The 16832-nt window shown below is 72.2% G+C and carries 12 protein-coding genes and 1 pseudogene; 2 read left to right on the top strand and 11 right to left on the bottom strand.

Annotated features, from left to right (window positions below):
* The first annotated feature begins 40 nt into the window (after positions 1 to 40).
* On the top strand, positions 41 to 1390 hold the full coding sequence (locus KKZ08_RS25425; protein ID WP_223776646.1) for an AarF/ABC1/UbiB kinase family protein: 1350 nt from the start codon (positions 41 to 43) through the stop codon (positions 1388 to 1390).
* Positions 1391 to 1475: 85 nt separating this feature from the next.
* Here KKZ08_RS25425 and KKZ08_RS25420 read toward each other — a convergent pair whose 3' ends face one another.
* The 5 genes from KKZ08_RS25420 to KKZ08_RS25400 all read right to left on the bottom strand — a co-directional run bounded on the left by KKZ08_RS25420 (position 1476) and on the right by KKZ08_RS25400 (position 5328).
* Entirely contained in the window at positions 1476 to 1667 is a 192-nt protein-coding gene (locus KKZ08_RS25420) for a hypothetical protein (protein ID WP_223776645.1), read from the bottom strand.
* A 90-nt stretch (positions 1668 to 1757) separates the two neighbouring features.
* Positions 1758 to 2081 (bottom strand): hypothetical protein, encoded by a 324-nt coding sequence (locus KKZ08_RS25415; protein ID WP_223776644.1) that lies wholly within the window; start codon positions 2079 to 2081, stop codon positions 1758 to 1760.
* Positions 2078 to 2446 carry a WhiB family transcriptional regulator gene (locus tag KKZ08_RS25410; protein WP_223776643.1) on the bottom strand — a complete coding sequence of 123 codons (369 nt, stop codon included), beginning with the start codon at positions 2444 to 2446 and terminating at the stop codon, positions 2078 to 2080. Before KKZ08_RS25410 ends, KKZ08_RS25415 begins: the two co-directional genes overlap by 4 nt.
* Positions 2447 to 2613: 167 nt before the next feature.
* The gene (locus KKZ08_RS25405) at positions 2614 to 2955 is read right to left on the bottom strand and encodes a hypothetical protein (RefSeq protein ID WP_223776642.1); all 342 of its coding nucleotides are present in this window, start codon (positions 2953 to 2955) and stop codon (positions 2614 to 2616) included.
* 162 nt (positions 2956 to 3117) lie between these two features.
* Positions 3118 to 5328, bottom strand: a complete 2211-nt coding sequence (locus KKZ08_RS25400; protein WP_276573904.1) for an ATP-dependent DNA helicase UvrD2 — start codon at positions 5326 to 5328, stop codon at positions 3118 to 3120.
* A gap of 177 nt (positions 5329 to 5505) precedes the next feature.
* Between KKZ08_RS25400 and KKZ08_RS25395 the strand changes: the two genes are divergently transcribed.
* Entirely contained in the window at positions 5506 to 5748 is a 243-nt protein-coding gene (locus KKZ08_RS25395; RefSeq protein ID WP_223776641.1) for a mycoredoxin, read from the top strand.
* A 5-nt stretch (positions 5749 to 5753) separates the two neighbouring features.
* Here KKZ08_RS25395 and nudC read toward each other — a convergent pair whose 3' ends face one another.
* The 6 genes and pseudogenes from nudC to KKZ08_RS25365 all read right to left on the bottom strand — a co-directional run bounded on the left by nudC (position 5754) and on the right by KKZ08_RS25365 (position 16790).
* Positions 5754 to 6701, bottom strand: a complete 948-nt coding sequence (gene nudC, locus KKZ08_RS25390) for an NAD(+) diphosphatase (RefSeq protein WP_223776640.1) — start codon at positions 6699 to 6701, stop codon at positions 5754 to 5756.
* A gap of 83 nt (positions 6702 to 6784) precedes the next feature.
* Positions 6785 to 8194 (bottom strand): dipeptidase, encoded by a 1410-nt coding sequence (locus KKZ08_RS25385; protein ID WP_223776639.1) that lies wholly within the window; start codon positions 8192 to 8194, stop codon positions 6785 to 6787.
* Between the two features lie 10 nt (positions 8195 to 8204).
* Entirely contained in the window at positions 8205 to 11867 is a 3663-nt protein-coding gene (locus KKZ08_RS25380) for a UvrD-helicase domain-containing protein (RefSeq protein ID WP_223776638.1), read from the bottom strand.
* Positions 11868 to 11950: 83 nt separating this feature from the next.
* Entirely contained in the window at positions 11951 to 12649 is a 699-nt protein-coding gene (locus KKZ08_RS25375; protein WP_223776637.1) for a hypothetical protein, read from the bottom strand.
* A 96-nt stretch (positions 12650 to 12745) separates the two neighbouring features.
* Positions 12746 to 16179, bottom strand: a pseudogene (locus KKZ08_RS25370) (ATP-dependent DNA helicase).
* Between the two features lie 167 nt (positions 16180 to 16346).
* Positions 16347 to 16790, bottom strand: coding sequence for an MGMT family protein (locus KKZ08_RS25365; protein WP_276573922.1), 444 nt, complete (start codon positions 16788 to 16790; stop codon positions 16347 to 16349).
* Positions 16791 to 16832 lie beyond the last annotated feature (42 nt).

Below are 16832 nucleotides of genomic sequence, written 5' to 3'. Positions count from 1 at the left end.
CGCCTGAGAAGGCGTGGCTGTCTGGGACTTGGAGGGGCGCATGTCTGATCTTCCCCGGAAGGCGGTCACCCGAACCGCCAAACTGGCCGCGCTGCCACTCGGCTTCGCGGGACGCGCGACCTGGGGACTCGGGAAGCGGATCGGGGGCAAGTCGGCGGAGATCGTCGGGCGCGAGTTGCAACAGCGCACGGCGGAGCAGCTGTTCAAGGTTCTCGGCGAGCTCAAGGGCGGCGCCATGAAGTTCGGGCAGGCTCTGTCCGTCTTCGAGTCGGCGCTGCCTGAGGAGGTCGCCGGGCCCTATCGCGCGGCGCTCACGAAGTTGCAGGAGGCAGCGCCACCGATGCCGACGAGCACCGTGCACTCGGTGCTCGTGGAGCGGCTCGGTGAGGACTGGCGCGACCTGTTCCTGGAGTTCGAGGACAAGCCCGCTGCCGCCGCGTCGATCGGCCAGGTGCACCGGGCGGTCTGGGCGGACGGACGCGAAGTCGCGGTCAAGGTGCAGTATCCGGGAGCGGGCGAGGCGCTGCTGTCCGACCTGACCCAACTCAGCCGGTTTGCCCGTCTTCTGGGGCCGCTGATTCCCGGGATGGACATCAAGCCGCTCATCGCGGAGTTGCGCGACCGGGTGTCGGAAGAGCTCGACTACGGCCTGGAGGCGCAGGCGCAGCAGGCGCACGCGTCGGAGTTCGCCGACGACCCCGACGTGGTGGTGCCCGAGGTGGTGCACCAGGGCGAGCAGGTCCTGGTCACGGAGTGGATCGACGGCACCCCGCTGTCGGAGGTGATCGCCGACGGCACTCAGGAGCAGCGCGACCGGGCGGGCCAGCTGCTGGCCCGCTTCCTCTTCTCCGGCCCGGCACGCACGGGACTCCTGCACGCCGATCCGCACCCGGGCAACTTCCGTCTGCTGCCCGATGAGAAGGGTGGCTGGCGCCTCGGGGTCCTGGACTTCGGCACGGTGGACCGGCTGCCGGGTGGCCTGCCCACGACCATCGGTGAATCGCTGCGGATGACGCTGGACGGCGAGGCCGACGCGGTGTACGACATGTTGTGCGAGGAAGGCTTCGTCAAGAAGACCGTCGACCTCGAACCTGACGCGGTGCTCGACTACCTCCTGCCGATCATCGAGCCGATGCTGGTGGAAGAGTTCACGTTCACCCGCGGCTGGATGCGCAGCCAGGCGGCCCGGGTGGCCGACCCCCGCTCCCCCGCCTACCAGTTGGGCAAGCGGCTGAACCTCCCGCCGTCGTATCTCCTGATACACCGTGTGACGCTGAGCACGATCGGGGTGCTGTGCCAGCTGAACGCCACGGTGCGGATGCGGGCCGAGCTGGAGGAGTGGCTGCCCGGTTTCGTCATCGAGGAGGGCGAGGCCGTGGCTGGCGCCTGAGACCGAGCCCTGAAGCCTGACGCATCGAAGGCATCGGAGGCATCGGCACTGGACGCCTCAGGCTTCTCGGGGGCTACGGCTACGGCTACCACCAGTCGATGTCGAGGCGGCCCTCGATGGCTCTGATGTTCTCCCGCGCGCAAGCTTCGCAGTAGTAGCGGCGGACGCCGTTCTCCACGGAGCAGGTCCAGGTCGGCGGTGTGCCTTCGGCGACCGTGCCGCAGCGGGCGCACACCCGGTTCTCCGCGGCGGTGTGCTGAGGCTTCTGCTCGTCCACCCGGCGACCATATCGCCGGGCGGAAGGGCTCGCGGAGCACAACGCACCACGGGGCCGGTCCGTTCGGACCGGCCCCGCTCTTGCTGCCTCTTACTGCATGACCGCCATGGCGAGCGCGCGCCGGGCACGCCGCGAGGCGCGCTCCGCGCGGCGCTGCATGCGGCGGGCCGCCATCAGGCGATCGGCCGGGCGTTGCGCCTCGGCTTCGCGCAGTCGTTCGTGCATATGCGCACGAGCCATGGCTTCTGGGATGAGTTGCATCTCTCGGGTCCTGTTCTGGCGCGAGGTGTGCGCGCCGGCGGTGGTGAAGTCTCGGGTCGCGGAGCCTGTGGGCTCGCGGGTGGCTGCCTTCATCGGGGCCTGCTTCTTGGGGTCGTGCGTCAGGGGGCGGTCGATGGTTCCGGCGGTGCTCATGCGACGACCGGGTTCTTGCGCGGGCGGCCACGGGGCCGCTTGCGGGCAACGACCACGCCCTGGACGAACAGCTCGCCGCCCCAGACGCCCCACGGCTCACGCCGCTCCTTGGCGCCGGCGAGGCAGGCCTCCATCAGGGGGCAGGTACGGCAGAGGGACTTCGCGTACTCGACGTCGGCCGGGGACTCGGCGAAGAAGACCTCGGGGTCGTAGGCGCGGCAGGGGACGGGTACGCCGAGGTTCTCGATGGCGTCGTCGAGCGCGGTGAGCGCGGTGAGGGGAGTCAAGGTCGGGTCCTCCGTGGGAGTGGGCGGGGAGATCACCTGTGAAGGCGGTACGGACGGGGCGTGCGCTTCGAGTTGCACGGTGGTGTTTTCCTCGTCTGGTCGTGCCGGCCTGGGTCGGCCGGTTGGCGGCTGGTACCGGGTCTTGCTCTTGGCCCTTCGCTCTGTCTCCCTGTTTCGGGGAAAACAGAAGGGCCGCGGATCCCGGGTGGGGTTCCGCGGCCCTGAAGGCGCCTGTCTGATCGAGATCAGACTGGATCACTCCAGGGTTCGAGCCCACGGAAGGCCCACATCGTGTGGTGCTGCGTCGTCTGCTTCCGGAATCCGGCACCGGCCGCCGCAAAGGCATAGGCCTGGGCCTGCGCCTCCGCTACTGCTGCTTCCGGTGCCTTGGTCGGTCGCTCATTGCCCTCATTGGCCTCACGAATGGAGAGACCGGCGAGAGGCAGGGAGGAGGACAGCGGAAGAACGGCGGGGATGCCGCCGGACAGACCGGTGCCCTGGTTCGAGAAGCCGAGCAGGCAGGAAGCGACGACCGAGCGATCGGTCATTTTGGCGGTGCTGATGAAGCTCTCGTTGATGCTGATCACTGGAATTCGCCTCCTCTCGGCGTCTAGGGGATCGACCGGAACCGATCCTGCGGACTGACAAGTACAGCACGGCCCAGGGCTTCGGAGAAGCCGCTGTTCCGTGCTTAAGAACCTATGGGTCTTCCTTGCGCATGCGCAAACTATTTTTTCGACGAGTTTGAATCATTCTTCCTCGGCGCCCCTTACACGCTCCTGACCTGCGCAGATGGCAAGCACCTCGGCGCCGAAGCGGTGAAACTTGCGGACGCCGACGCCCGGGATCCGCGCCAGCTCGCCCTCGTCGTCGGGCACGGCCTCCGCGATGGCGATCAAGGTCTTGTCCGTGAAAACGCAGTACGCGGGTTGTCCCAGCTGCCTCGCCTGGTCCGACCGCCACTCCCGCAACCGCTCGTAGAGTCCTTCGTCCATGTCGGACGGGCAGTCCTCGCACCGCATGAGCTTCATCTCGCCGGCGTCGGTGAGAGTCCGGCCGCAGACGCGGCAGCGGGCCGGGGTGCGGCTCTTGCGCTGGCGGCGGCCGACCGCCGGGCCGCCGTACTCACCGGCGCTGCCGCGCTCGACACCGCCGGGACCGCCGCCCGCGGCCCGGCCCGCCGCGCCCGCTCCGGAGCCCGGGCGCAGACCGTCCAGGAAGCGGCTGGGGCGGCGGTTCGGACGCCCGCCCGGCGAGCGGGACAGGGCCCAGGAGAGCGAGAGGTGGACGCGGGCGCGGGTCACTCCCACATAGAGGAGACGGCGCTCCTCCTCGATCTGCTCATCGGTCTTGGCGTAGGTGATCGGCATCATGCCCTCGGCCAGACCGACCAGGAACACGGCATCCCACTCCAGTCCCTTGGCCGCGTGCAGGGAGGCCAGGGTGACGCCTTCGACGGTGGGGGCGTGCTGGGCGTTGGCCCGCTCGTCGAGCTCGGCCACGAGGTCGGCGAGCGTCGCCTCCGGCTTGGCCCGCACGAAGTCCTCGGCGAGGCGCACCAGCGCGGCCAGGGATTCCCAGCGGTCACGGGCCGCGCCGGAACCCGCCGGGGGCTGCGAGGTCCAGCCCTTGGTCGAGAGCACGGCCCGCACCTGGGAGGGCAGGTCGACCACGTCGTCCAGGAGCGCGTCGTTGCCGCCGAAGCGGGCGGCGCCGCGCAGGGCCGCGCCCGCTTCCCGGACCTCGGTGCGCTCGAAGAACCGCTCGGCGCCGCGCAGCTGGTAGGGCACGCCCGCGTCGGCGAGCGCCTGTTCATAGATCTCCGACTGGGAGTTCGTCCGGAAGAGGACGGCGATCTCGCTGGCGGGGACGCCGTCGGCGAGCAGGGCGCGGATGCGGCGGGCCGCGCCTTCGGCTTCGGCCGGTTCGTCCGCGTACTCCGTATAGACCGGCTCCGTTCCGGGGTCGCGCTGGGAGATCAGTTCCAGCCGGTGGTCGGCGGCGCGGCCGCGGGCCTGGGAAAGGAGGCCGTTGGCCAGGTGGACGACCTGGGGCGTGGAGCGGTAGTCGCGGACCAGTTTGACGACCGTCGCCCCCGGGTGGCGGGTGCGGAAGTTCAGCAGGTGGTCCGGGGTCGCGCCGGTGAAGGAGTAGATCGTCTGGCTGGCGTCGCCGACGACGCAGAGGCTGTCGCGGTCGCCGAGCCACAGCTCCAGGAGGCGCTGCTGGAGGGGGCTCACGTCCTGGTACTCGTCGACCACGAAGTGCTGGTACTGGGCGCGGACCTGCTCGGCGATGTCATGCCGGTCCTGGAGGATGCCGACGGCGAGGAGCAGGACGTCCTCGAAGTCGATGACCGCGCGGTCACGCTTGAGGTCCTCGTACGCCGCGTAGAGCTGGGCGATCTCGGCGGGGTCGCGCGGGACGTCGCGGCCGGACTTGGCGGCTGCCGCGGCGTAGTCCGAGGGGACGGTCTGGGTGACCTTGGACCACTCGATCTCGCTGGTCAGGTCCCGCAGCTCATTGCGGTCCAGGCGGATGCGGCAGGCGGCGGCCGCGTCCGCGACGAGCTTGATCTTGCGGTCGACGATCCTGGGCAGGGACCCACCGACTGCTTTCGGCCAGAAGAACTGGAGCTGACGCAGGGCCGCGGAGTGGAACGTGCGGGCCTGGACGCCGGAGGCGCCGAGCTGGCGCAGGCGGCCGCGCATCTCGCCCGCGGCGCGGTTGGTGAACGTGACGGCCAGCACGCTGGCGGGCTGGAGGATTCCGGCACGCACCCCATAGGCGATCCGGTGGGTGATCGCCCGTGTCTTGCCGGTGCCGGCGCCCGCGAGGACGCACACCGGCCCGTGCAGGGCGGTGGCCACCTCGCGCTGCTCGGGGTCGAGCCCGGCGAGCACCGCGTCGGCAGAGTCCGGGATCTGCGGGAAGAGGGTGGAGCGCGTTGCTGATGTCACCCCGCCATGCTGTCAGGTCGCCAGGGGCGGATGAGCCGGTTGTCCACAGGGGAGCCTCGGCAGTCGTATTAATGCGGGAATGGGGGCCGGGTCTCGTACGTTCGATTCATTGCGATGATGACGGACCCCCGCGTCATCGCGATGACGCACCCCGAGCGACGAAGGAGCACAAGAGACATGCCGGGCACTGTGACGATGTACAGCACCACGTGGTGCGGCTACTGCCGCCGCCTCAAGGGCCAGATGGACCGCGAGGGCATCGCGTACACCGAGATCAACATCGAGCAGGACCCGGACTCGGCGGCCTTCGTCGAGAAGGCGAACGGCGGAAACCAGACGGTTCCCACCGTTCTCTTCCCGGACGGTTCGACGCTCACGAACCCTTCGCTGGCGCAGGTCAAGCAGAAGCTTGGTGCCTGAGCGACTCAGCCCACGGTCCCCGGCTTCGGCAGGGGCTTGCCGTACCAGAGTTCGATCAGCCGGGCCGCAATCGAGATGCCGTAGGGAGGCAGGACCTCCCCGGACTCGAATGCGGCCCGCAGCTCTTCCCGGGAGAACCAGCGGGCCTCGTGAATCTCCTCACCGTCGACGTTGATCTCCGAAGAGATCGCGTCGGCCATGAAGCCCAGCATCAGGCTGGAGGGGAACGGCCAGGGCTGGCTCGCGACGTACTCTACGTCGCCGACCGTGACGCCCGCCTCCTCGAAGACCTCGCGGCGCACCGACTGCTCGATGGACTCCCCCGGCTCGACGAAGCCGGCGAGGGTCGAGAAGCGCCCCTCGGGCCAGTGCACCTGCCGGCCGAGGAGGATGCGGTCCTCGCTGTCCCGGACCGCCATGATCACGGCGGGGTCCGTGCGCGGGTAGTGCTCGGCGCCGCACGCCTGGCAGCGGCGGATGTGGCCCGCCGCGGCGATGACGGTGCGCTCGCCGCAGCGCGAGCAGAAGCGGTGCAGACGCTGCCAGTTCTCCAGGGCGACTGCGTGCACCATCAGGCCCGCGTCCCGGGGCGAGAGCAGCAGGCCCGCCTCGCGCAGTCCCGCGGGGCGCGCCGACTGGTCCATGCGGCCCGGCAGCGTGTCCTTCTGGAGCGCGAAGTAGCTGACGCCGTCGTCGTCCGTGCCCAGGAAGTAGCGGTGCTCCTCGGTGAGCGGCGCCTCGAAGGCCGGGGTCATCAGCAGCTCGGTGCGGCCCTCGGGGGTCTCGTCGATGAGCACCTGACCGCCGGACACCACGAAGACCCGGGTCGTCGGGTGGCTCCAGGCGGCGGCGAGCCACGCCTCGTCCATGCGGTGGTGCGCCGCGCGGTCGATGCCGCTCGGCGCGGTCAGCGAGACGGGGCGGTCTGCGGTGCGGTCGGTCCAGGTGGTCACAGGTGCTTCCAACTCCCCCGATGGAATGGGTGGTTCAGTTCGGCAGGGCGTGCGGCGGGACGGGCTCGGCGTTGCGGGGACGGTCAGCGGGCACGGGCGTCGCGCCAGTTCTCCGCGAGGTCGCCCCACAGGTAGGCGGTCGTCTCGACGCCCTTGAGGAGCAGGTCGATCTCGACCTTCTCGTTCGGCGCGTGCCACCCGTCGGACGGGACGGAGATGCCGAGGAAGAGCACGGGTGCGGCGAGGACGTCCTGGAGGTCGGCGGCCGGCCCCGAGCCGCCCTCGCGCGTGAAGAGGATCGGCTGCTCGAAGGCGCGGCCCATCGCGCGGACCACGGACTGGAGGGCCGGGTGGTCCAGCGGGGTCAGGCACGGGCGGGTGCCGGGGCTGAAGGTGACGGTGTGCCGGATCCCGGCGGGCACGGTGGCCGCCACCCAGGCGCGCACGGCCTCCTCCAGCCGGTCCGGGTCCTGGCCCGCGACCAGCCGGAAGGAGAGCTTCACGAGGGCGGACGACGGGATGATCGTCTTGCTGCCCGCTCCCTGGTAGCCGCCGCCGATGCCGTTGACCTCGGCCGTGGGGCGGGCCCAGATGCGCTCCAGGGTGGTGTACCCGGCCTCTCCGTGGGCGCCGTGCGACTTGGCCGTACGCAGCCAGCGCTCCTCGTCGAAGGGCAGCTCGGCGAAGAGCGCGCGCTCCGCGTCGGTGAGTTCCGTGATGCCTTCGTAGAAGCCGGGGATCGCCACGCGCGCGTGCTCGTCGTGGAGGGCGGCGACCAGGCGGGCGACCTCGGTGGCGGGGTTGGGCACGGCGCCGCCGAAGGAGCCGGAGTGGATGTCCTGGTCGGGGCCGTGCAGCTCGATCTCGCACTCGGCGAGGCCGCGCATGCCGGTGCAGACGGTCGGGGTGTCCTCCGACCACATGCCGGTGTCGGAGACGATCACCGCGTCGGCGGCGATGCGGTCCTTGTGGGCCTCGACGAGCTCCCGGAAGTGCGGGGAGCCGGACTCCTCCTCGCCCTCGACGAGCAGCTTCAGATTCACGGCCGGGGTGGTGCGGCCCGTCGCGGCCAGGTGGGCGCGGACACCGAGGGTGTGGAAGAAGACCTGGCCCTTGTCGTCGGCTGCCCCGCGCGCGTGGAGGCGGTTTCCCTGGACGACGGGCTCGAAGGGGTCGGTGTGCCAGCCGTCCTCGCGGGCCGCGGGCTGGACGTCGTGGTGGCCGTAGACGAGCACGGTGGGCACCTGCGGGTCGTCCGAGGGCCACTCGGCGAAGACGGCGGGCGCCCCCGCGGTCTCCCAGACCTCCGCCGTCGGGAAGCCGGTCTCCTTGAGGCGAGCGGCGAGCCACTCGGCGCTGCGGCGCACGTCCCCGGCGTGGTCGGGCTGGGCCGACACGGACGGGATGCGCAGCCACTCGGCGAGGTCGTCGAGGAAGGCGGCACGGTGGTTCTCGATGTACGTGCGGACGGCGCTGTCCGGTGTCTCGCTCATGGTCACGAGCCTAGCCGCCATCCGGGGTGGGCTCGTGAGGCGGTTCGCCGCCCGGGACACCGGCCGGTTCTTCGAGCAGCAGCCGCTCGAGATCGGCGCGGCCCGGGAGGTTCCTGGGGCGGGCGACCTCCCCGCTGCGCACGTACAGGAAGGCGGCTCTCACCGACTCCGGCGGGACGCCCTGCTGCTCGGCCCAGGCGAGGCGGTAGACGGCCAACTGGAGGGGATCGGCGGTGCGGGTGCGGCTGGTCTTCCAGTCGACGATCTCGTACGTCGCGTCGTCGCCGTCCCCTTCTTTGTAGACGGCGTCGATGCGGCCCCGGATCACCCGGTTGGCGATGACGAACTGGAAGGGCACCTCGACGCGGTGGGGCGTGCGCCGGGCGTACTCGGTGCGCTCGAAGGCTTCCTTGAGTGCTTCCAGGTCCCGCTCGTCGGCGATCTCCGCCTCGCCGGGGCCGCCGCCCGGCAGGTCCTCGGGGGCGAGCACCGGCAGCGTGAGTTCTTCGAAGCGGGACTCGACCCAGGCGTGGAAGCGGGTGCCGCGACGGGCCGCGGGCTGCGGCGGGCGGGGCATGGGCCGGGCGAGCTCCTTGGCGAAGCCGTCGGGGTCGGCGGCCAGGTGCATCAGCTCGGACGCGGTGAGCGAGGGCGGTACGGGGATGTCCCTGACGGCCTCGCGGGCGCGCAGGAGCTCGCCGGTGAGCGCGTCGAGGTCACGGTCCCAGGAGGCGAGGGTGCGGGCCTCTTCCGGGGTGAGGCGGGTACGCGTGACCCGGCCGCCGTCCTGACCGTCGCCGTGGTCGGGGTCGGCCGGGTGCGGGCGGGCCTGCGAGGGCTGGGCGGGGAGCGGCACGCGCGCGTGGGCGGTGCCCCGTGGCTCCGGGGTCACCGGGTCTTCCGGGGCGCCGGCGGGGTGCGGGATCGTCGGGCGTTCCGTCGGCAGGGAGTCCCACTCGGCCAGGTCCAGATCGGCGTCCGGGTCGGCGAAAGCGGCGTCGGGGAGATCGCCGTCCGGGAATCCGGCGTCTCCGTAGGGCGCTTCCTCGTCCCGCGCCTCGTCGTCCTCCGGAGGGGGCGGCCACTCCGGGTCGTCGGCCGGGGGGACGTCGTCGTACGCCGAAGGGTGCGCCGCCTCGTGGGAGTGGGCGGTCTCCGGGTCCCCGGTCAGGCGCTCCAGGTGGTCGAGGACGGTGCGGGCGGCGGCGCGGCGACGGGCCAGGGAGGCGTCGTCCAGCGGGAGCGGCCACGCCTGCTCGGTGCCCGCCTCGCTCAGGGCGGGGTTCTCCTCGTCCTCGGCCGGTTCGTCCGCCCACGCCTCGATCTCGCCGTGGCCCGCCGCGCAGTGGTCGTGCAGGGCCCACAGGAAGTCCGAGGGGCCGCGCGGCTTCTTCTGGGAGGGGCCCCACCAGTGGCCGGAGCCCAGGAGCAGGGAGCGGGGGCGGGTGAAGGTCACGTAGCCGAGGCGGAGCTCCTCGGTGCGCTGGTGGTCCTTCATGGCTTCGTGGAAGGCCTTCATGCCCTTGGCGTCCCACGCGTCGATGTCGGGCAGGGTGGCCGCGTCGCCGCGCAGTTCGTGCGGGACGACCTTGGCCTGGGCGGTCCACTTCTCGCGGCCCTGCGCGCTCGGGAAGGTGCCGTTGACCAGCCCGGGGACGGCGACGACGTCCCACTCCAGGCCCTTGGACTTGTGGGCGGTGAGCACCTTGACGGTGTTCTCGCCGCCGGGCAGGGCGTTGTCGAGGCCCTTCTCGTACTGCGCGGCGGTGCGCAGGAAGCCGAGGAAGGCCAGCAGCGTCGCGCCGTTGTCGTTCGCGGCGAAGGAGGCGGCGACGTCCAGGAAGTTCGAGAGGGTCTCGCGGCGGCGGGCCGCCAGGGCGCCGGGCGACGCGGAGAGCTCCACCTCCAGGCCGGTGACCGCGAGCACGCGGTGCAGTACGTCCATCAGCGGGTCGGACAGCGAACGGCGCAGGTCGCGCAGTTCGGCGGCGAGCCGGGCGAAGCGCACCCTGGCGTCCGCCGAGAAGGGCAGGCCGTCGTCCCCCGAGGCGTCGCCCGGGTCGAGGGGCGACTCCAGGAACGTGTCGAGGGCGTCCGCGAGGGATATCACCTCGGCCGGGTCGACCCCTTCGACGGCTTCGGCGAGGCGGCGGTCCGGGTCGTCGGGGGCGGTGTGCCCGGGCCGGACGAGCAGGCGGGCCCGGCGACCCAAGAGAGCGAGGTCGCGGGCGCCGATCCGCCAGCGCGGTCCCGTGAGCAGCCGCACCAGCGAGGCGTTCGCCCCCGGGTCCTGGAGGACCTCGCAGACGGCGACGAGGTCGGCGACCTCCGGGAGGTGGAGGAGCCCGGAGAGGCCGACGACCTCCACGGGGATGTCGCGGGCGACGAGCGCGCCCTGGATCTCGGCGAAGTCCGTGGCCGTGCGGCACAGGACTGCGATCTCGCCGGGCGCCTTGCCGGTGCGCACGAGGTGGGCGATCGAGTCGCCCAGCCAGTCGATCTCCTCGGCGTGCGTGCGCAGCAGGGCGCAGCGGACCATGCCGTCGCGCTCGGCGCCCGGCGCGGGGCGCAGGGCCTCCACGCCCGCGTGCATCGCGCGCAGGGGCTCCGCGAGGCCGTTGGCGAGGTCCAGGAGGCGGCCCCCGCTGCGGCGGTTCTCGCTGAGCGCGTGGCGCCTGGCGGGGCGCCCGTCGGCGTACGCGAAGTGCTCCGGGAAGTCGTCGAGGTTGGCCACCGAGGCGCCACGCCAGCCGTAGATCGCCTGGCAGGGGTCGCCGACCGCGGTCACCGGGTGGCCCGTGCCGCCGCCGAAGAGGCCGGACAGGAGGATGCGCTGCGCCACCGACGTGTCCTGGTACTCGTCGAGGAGCACGACGCGGAACTCGTCCCGGAGGATCTCGCCGACCTCCGCGCGGGTGCGGGCGAGCGTCGCGGACAGGGCGATCTGGTCGCCGAAGTCGAGGAGGTCACGGGAGCGCTTGGCCGCGCGGTACCGCTCGACGAGCTCGGCCAGCTCCAGCCGGGCCGCCGCCGTCTCCGGAACCTTGCGCAGGTCGGCGTTGGTGAGCTTCGCGCCGTCCAGGGCGCGCAGCAGCTCGGTGTCGTACGCGCGGAGCCTGTCGGGGCGTACGAGGTGCTCGGCGAGCTCGCTGTCGAGGGCGAGGAGGTCACTGACGAGGTCGGGGAAGGACCGGGTCAGCGCGGGATAGGGCCCGGGGGCCTCGCGCAGCACGCGCGCGGCAAGCTGGAAGCGGGTGGCGTCGGCGAGGAGGCGGGAGGTCGGCTCCAGGCCGATGCGCAGGCCGTGGTCGGTCAGGAGGCGGCCCGCGAAGGCGTGGTACGTGGAGATGACCGGCTCACCCGGAGGGTTGTCCGGGTCGACGGCTTCGGGGTCGGTGACGCCCGCCTTGATCAAGGCTTGGCGCACGCGCTCGGCGAGCTCACCCGCCGCCTTGTTGGTGAACGTCAGGCCGAGGACCTGCTCGGGGGCGACCTGGCCGGTGCCGACCAGCCAGACCACGCGCGCCGCCATCACCGTCGTCTTGCCGGAGCCGGCTCCGGCGACGATCACCTGCGGGGCAGGCGGCGCGGTGATGCAGGCCGTCTGCTCCGGAGTGAACGGGATCCCGAGGAGCTCCTTGAGCTGCTCGGGGTCGGTGATACGAGGTGGCACGTCAGAGAGGCTAGCGGTGGCCACTGACAACCGGGGCGGGTGCGGTTGTCCGTGGCCACCGCTGCCTCAGGGGAAGCCTGGGATCAGGAGCCCGAGGCCAGCTTCTCCGGGTCGACGACCTCACTGGCCGGCGGGGCCTTGACGTCGACGGTCTTGCCGTAGTCGCTGAACGTCACGGTGCCGGGGCCGTCGCTGCCCTTGTTCACGACCTTCAGGAAGTACGGCTTGCCCTCCATCGCGACGTAGAAGGTGGTGGTCTCGCCGTCCTTCGTGCGGGTCAGGACGGCCGCCTTCGCGCCGCCGACCTCGGCGTCGTCCTTGCGCTTCAGCTTCTTGAGGTTCTTGTTGCTGAACATGTCGTCCGGGTTGCAGATGGCCTTGCCGCCCTTGTTGGGCTGCTTCACCCAGCGGCCCTTGAGGAGCTCGGCCGTGGAGCCACCGCCCTGGGCCTCCCAGAACTTGTCGTCCCCCTTGGAGTACGAGAACTCGCCGGCGGACAGGAACTCGGCCTTCCCCATCTTGGCCGAGCCCATCGTGCCCTTGCAGTCGCCGGACTTGGCGACCGAGAACTCGATGTCGCTCACCTCGCCCTTCTGCTTCATCTGGCCCTTCATCCGGTAGGACCCGGCGTCCTTGGAGGCCTTGGAGGCCTTCTCGGCGATCTTGTCGGCGCTCATGCCGTCGAAGGGGTCCTTGTTGCCGTCGCTGCTGCAGCCCGTTACGCCGATGACGGCGGCGGCACAGGCAACGGCCACTGCCAGGAGCTTCCGGTTGGCTGCCATATACGCGTACTCCTCAAAAAGGTGCGCCACGGTCGGCGCACAGCAAGTTCTTACCGTGACTTTAATTCGGCCATGCGGGTGCTGTGACCCCCGGGGCTACTCCACGACGTGCCGGCCCTCCGGGCGAGCGCTGCACGAGGCGCGGAAGGCGCAGTGCGTGCAGTGCTGTCCGGTGGTCGGGGTGAAGCGTTCGTCGAGCACCTTGCCCGCGGCTGTCGCGAGGAGGTCGCCGATCCACTCCCCGGAAAGGGGCTCCTGGGCCTGCACCTTGGGTAGGGCGTCACCGCCGTTCTTCTTGGCCGCGCCCTGACGCAGTTGCACCAGTTCGGCACCGCCCGGCTCGGGACGCACCCCTCCGAAGGCCTCGTCCGCGGCGCCCTCGCGGACCGCGAGCTGGTAGACGGCGAGCTGCGGGTGGCGGGCGACCTCCGCGGTGCTCGGGGCCTGCTTGCCGGTCTTGAAGTCCACTACGTAGGCGCGGCCTTCCGTGTCCTGTTCGACGCGGTCCATCGAACCTCGTACGCGTACTTCGTAGGGGCCCGCTTCGAGCGTCACGTCGAAGCCGTGTTCACTCGCGACGGGGGTGCGGCTGCCGCGGGCGCCGTTGGAGTCGACGTGCCACTGGAGGAAGCGTTCGAGCGCCACGCGCGCGTGCTCCTTCTCCTGAGCCGACTTCCACGGGGCGTCGAAGGCGAGGGCATCCCACACCGAGTCGAGGCGTGCCATGAGGACGTCCAGGTCGGCGGGTGTGCGCCCGGAGGCGACCTCGTCGGCCAGGACGTGCACCACGTTGCCGAAGCCCTGGGCGGCGGTCGCGGGGGCGTCCGCCTTCACCTCCCTGCCCAGGAACCATTGCAGGGAGCAGGTGTTGGCGAGCTGGTCGAGGGCGCTTCCGGAGAGCACGACGGGCTTGTCGCGGTCCCTCAGGGGCACCTCGCTCGCCGTCGGCTCGTACATGCCCCACCAGCGGTACGGGTGCGCGGACGGCACGAGCGGGCGGCCGTCCCCGTCGTTGAGCGCGGCGAGGCGGGCCAGCCGCTGGGCCGCCGCCTCGCGCAGGGTCTCCGAGACGCGCGGGTCGACGGTGGTGGCGCGCAGCTCGGCGACGAGCGCCGCGACGGACAGGGGGCGGCGCGGGCGGCCCGTCACGTCCTTGGGCTCGACGCCGAGTTCTGTGAGGAAGCGGGAGGGCTGGTCTCCGTCGTCCGCGGGCGCCTTCACCGCGGTCACGACGAGGCGTTCACGCGCGCGCGTGGTGGCCACGTAGAACAACCGGCGTTCTTCGGAGAGGAGCGCTCCGGGGGTGAGCGGTTCGGCGAGGCCGTCGCGGCCGATGCGATCGGCCTCCAGGAGGGAACCCCTGCGGCGCAGATCGGGCCAGAGGCCTTCCTGGACGCCCGCGACCACGACGAGGCGCCACTCGAGGCCCTTGGCGCGATGCGCCGTCATCAGGCGCACGGCGTCGGGACGTGCCGCGCGGCGCGTGAGCGTGTCGGCGGCGATGTCCTGCGCCTCGGTCTCCTCGAGGAAGTTGAGGGCGCCGCGGCCGCCCGTACGCTCCTCCGCGCGGGCCGCGGCGGCGAACAGGGCGCACACCGCGTCGAGGTCGCGGTCGGCGTTGCGTCCCGCCGCGCCACCGCGCCGCGCCGCGCGCTCCAGGCGCCAGGCCACGGCGTGCCGTCCCACAGCTCCCACAGCGCCTCCTCGGCCGTGCCACCGCCCGCGAGGCGCTCACGGGCCTTGCGGAGCAGCGCGCCGAGCCGCTGTGCGCCCCTGGCGTACGTCGGGTCGTGCGCCACGAGCCGCTCCGGCTCGGCGAGGGCGCGGGCCAGCAGCTCGTCGGATGGCGGCGGCAGGTGGTTTCCCGCCGCGCGCTCCTCCTCACGCAGGGCGCGGCCGAGGCGGCGCAGATCGGCGGCGTCCATCCCGGCCAGGGGCGAGGTCAGCAGGGTCAGCGCGGTCTCGGTGCCGAGCCAGGAGGGGGCGGTGCGGGCGACCGCGGCCGCGCCCTCTTCGGAGGCCGCTCCCTCTTCGGAGGCCGCTCCCTCGTCGGAGGCCGCTCCCTCGTCGGAGGCCGCTCCCTCCTCGGGTCCCGGGGCCGCTTCGGAGTCCGGAGCCGACTCCGAGATCACCGCCATGGCCACCACCCGCAGCGCCGTCAGGAGCGGCGTCACCGCCGGCTCATGGCGCAGCGCGATGTCGTCGCCGTCGATCTCCAGGGGGACGCCCGCCGCGCTGAGGCTGCGGCGGACCGCGGGGATCGTGCGGGCGCCGGCGCGGACCAGGACCGCCATGTCGCCCCAGGGCACCCCGTCCTCCAGGTGCGCGCGGCGCAGGATGTCCGCGATGTTGTCCAGCTCGGTGCCGGCCGTCGGGTACGTGTACACCTCGACCCGGCCGCCGTCCCTGACCGGCGTCAGCTCGCGGTGGGCCCGCACCCTCTCCGCGGGCAGCCTGGTCAGCGGCATGCGCCGGGTGAGCAGCCGGGTGGCGGCGAGCAGCTGCGCGCCGGACCTGCGGGACGTCGTCAGGACCTCGACCGGCGCCGGGGTGCCGTCCGCGCGCGGGAAGTCGTACGGGAACTCAAGGATGCCGTTCACGTCGGCGCCCCGGAAGGTGTAGATCGACTGATCGGGGTCTCCGAAGGCGACGAGTGTCCGGCCGCCTCCGGCCAGCGCGTGCAGCAGCCGTACCTGCGCCGGGTCGGTGTCCTGGTACTCGTCCACGAAGACGGCGTCGTACTGCGCGCCCAGGGCGCGCGCCACCTCGGGGCGGCGCGCGAGCAGGACCGCGCGGTGCACCAGTTCCGCGTAGTCGAGGACTCCTTGCAGGTCGAGTACGTCCAGGTACTCGGCGAGGAAGGCCGCGGCCGCCCCCCAGTCCGGGCGGCCGCTGCGGCGGGCGAAGGCGTCGAGGGCGGCCGGGCCGAGGCCCAGCTCGCGGCTGCGGGCGAGCACCGCGCGCACCTCGTCGGCGAAGCCGCGGGTGGTGAGGCAGGCCCGCAGTTCGTCCGGCCAGCGGACGTGCCCGCGGCCTTCCTTCGCGAGGTCGATCTGGCCCGCGAGCAGCTCACGTACGGCCACGTCCTGCTCAGGACCCGACAGGAGCCGCAGCGGCTCGACGAACAGGTCGGCGTCCTGGTGGGCCCTGACGAGGGCGTAGCAGAAGGAGTGGAACGTCGTGGCCTGCGGGGCGCGCGCCGCCCCTATGCGCAGCGCCATGCGGTCGCGCAGCTCGACCGCGGCCTTGCGGCTGAAGGTGAGGACCAGCAGCCGCGCGGGGTCCGCGCCGCGGGCGACGCGTTCGGCGACGGCCTCCACGAGGGTGGTCGTCTTGCCGGTGCCGGGACCCGCCAGAACGAGGAGCGGGCCGCCCTTGTGGTCAACCACCGCGCGCTGACCTGCGTCCAAGCGAAGGGGCTCCAACGGGGCCGGCGGCGTACGCACCAGTCGGTAGGCACCCGGAGTCCCCTGTCGTACCTGGTGGTGCGACGGGTGCCGAACGTGCCGGGCAGAAGAGGGGGAACTCACGTGGGTCGCCGGTCCTGGTGGGTGTGCTGGTCGAGAAGTGGCCGCGCGGGAGCCGCGGGGTGATGGGGATGTGTGCTGTCGACGCTACGCCAGTGGGCGAGGTGGACGCGTGGCTTCCCCCGTACGGGCCACCGGTCCCCCGTCGGGCCGCCGGATGCCGGAAGCTGTCAGGTGTGAGCCTCCGGAGCCTGCGGGCGGGCGTCTCCCGCGGCGTCGCCTCCCGCGCCGCCGTCCCACCGCGCCCGCCGCATGTCGAGCTTCGGCACGTGGCCCTGGGCGGCGCGCGAAGCCTGGCGCAAGGGGGTGCCCTCCTCGCGGTACCGCTCCAGGGCCCGCAGTTCGTGGCCCGGCAGCAGGACACCGTCCGAGCGGACGACACGCCACCACGGGACAGCGCCTCCGTAGAGGGCCATGACCCGGCCCACCTGGCGCGGGCCGCCCTCCTCCAGCCACTCGGCGACGTCCCCGTACGTCATCACGCGCCCCGGGGGGATCAGTTCCGCGACTTCCAGGACCCGCTCCGCGTACTCGGGGTACTCCGACGGCGACGCGTCGCCCGCGGCCTCGGTCGGCGCCCGTCGCTCTCGCCTCTCCTCGCTCATCCGGACCATCCTGCCGTACGCCACCGACACCGTGACAGGCCCGCCACAGAG

The organism is Streptomyces sp. 135 (genome assembly GCF_020026305.1).
In the GTDB taxonomy this organism is placed as follows: Bacteria; Actinomycetota; Actinomycetes; order Streptomycetales; family Streptomycetaceae; genus Streptomyces.
Note: the sequence above shows the minus strand (reverse complement) of the source record. Positions and strands in the feature narration are given on the sequence as shown.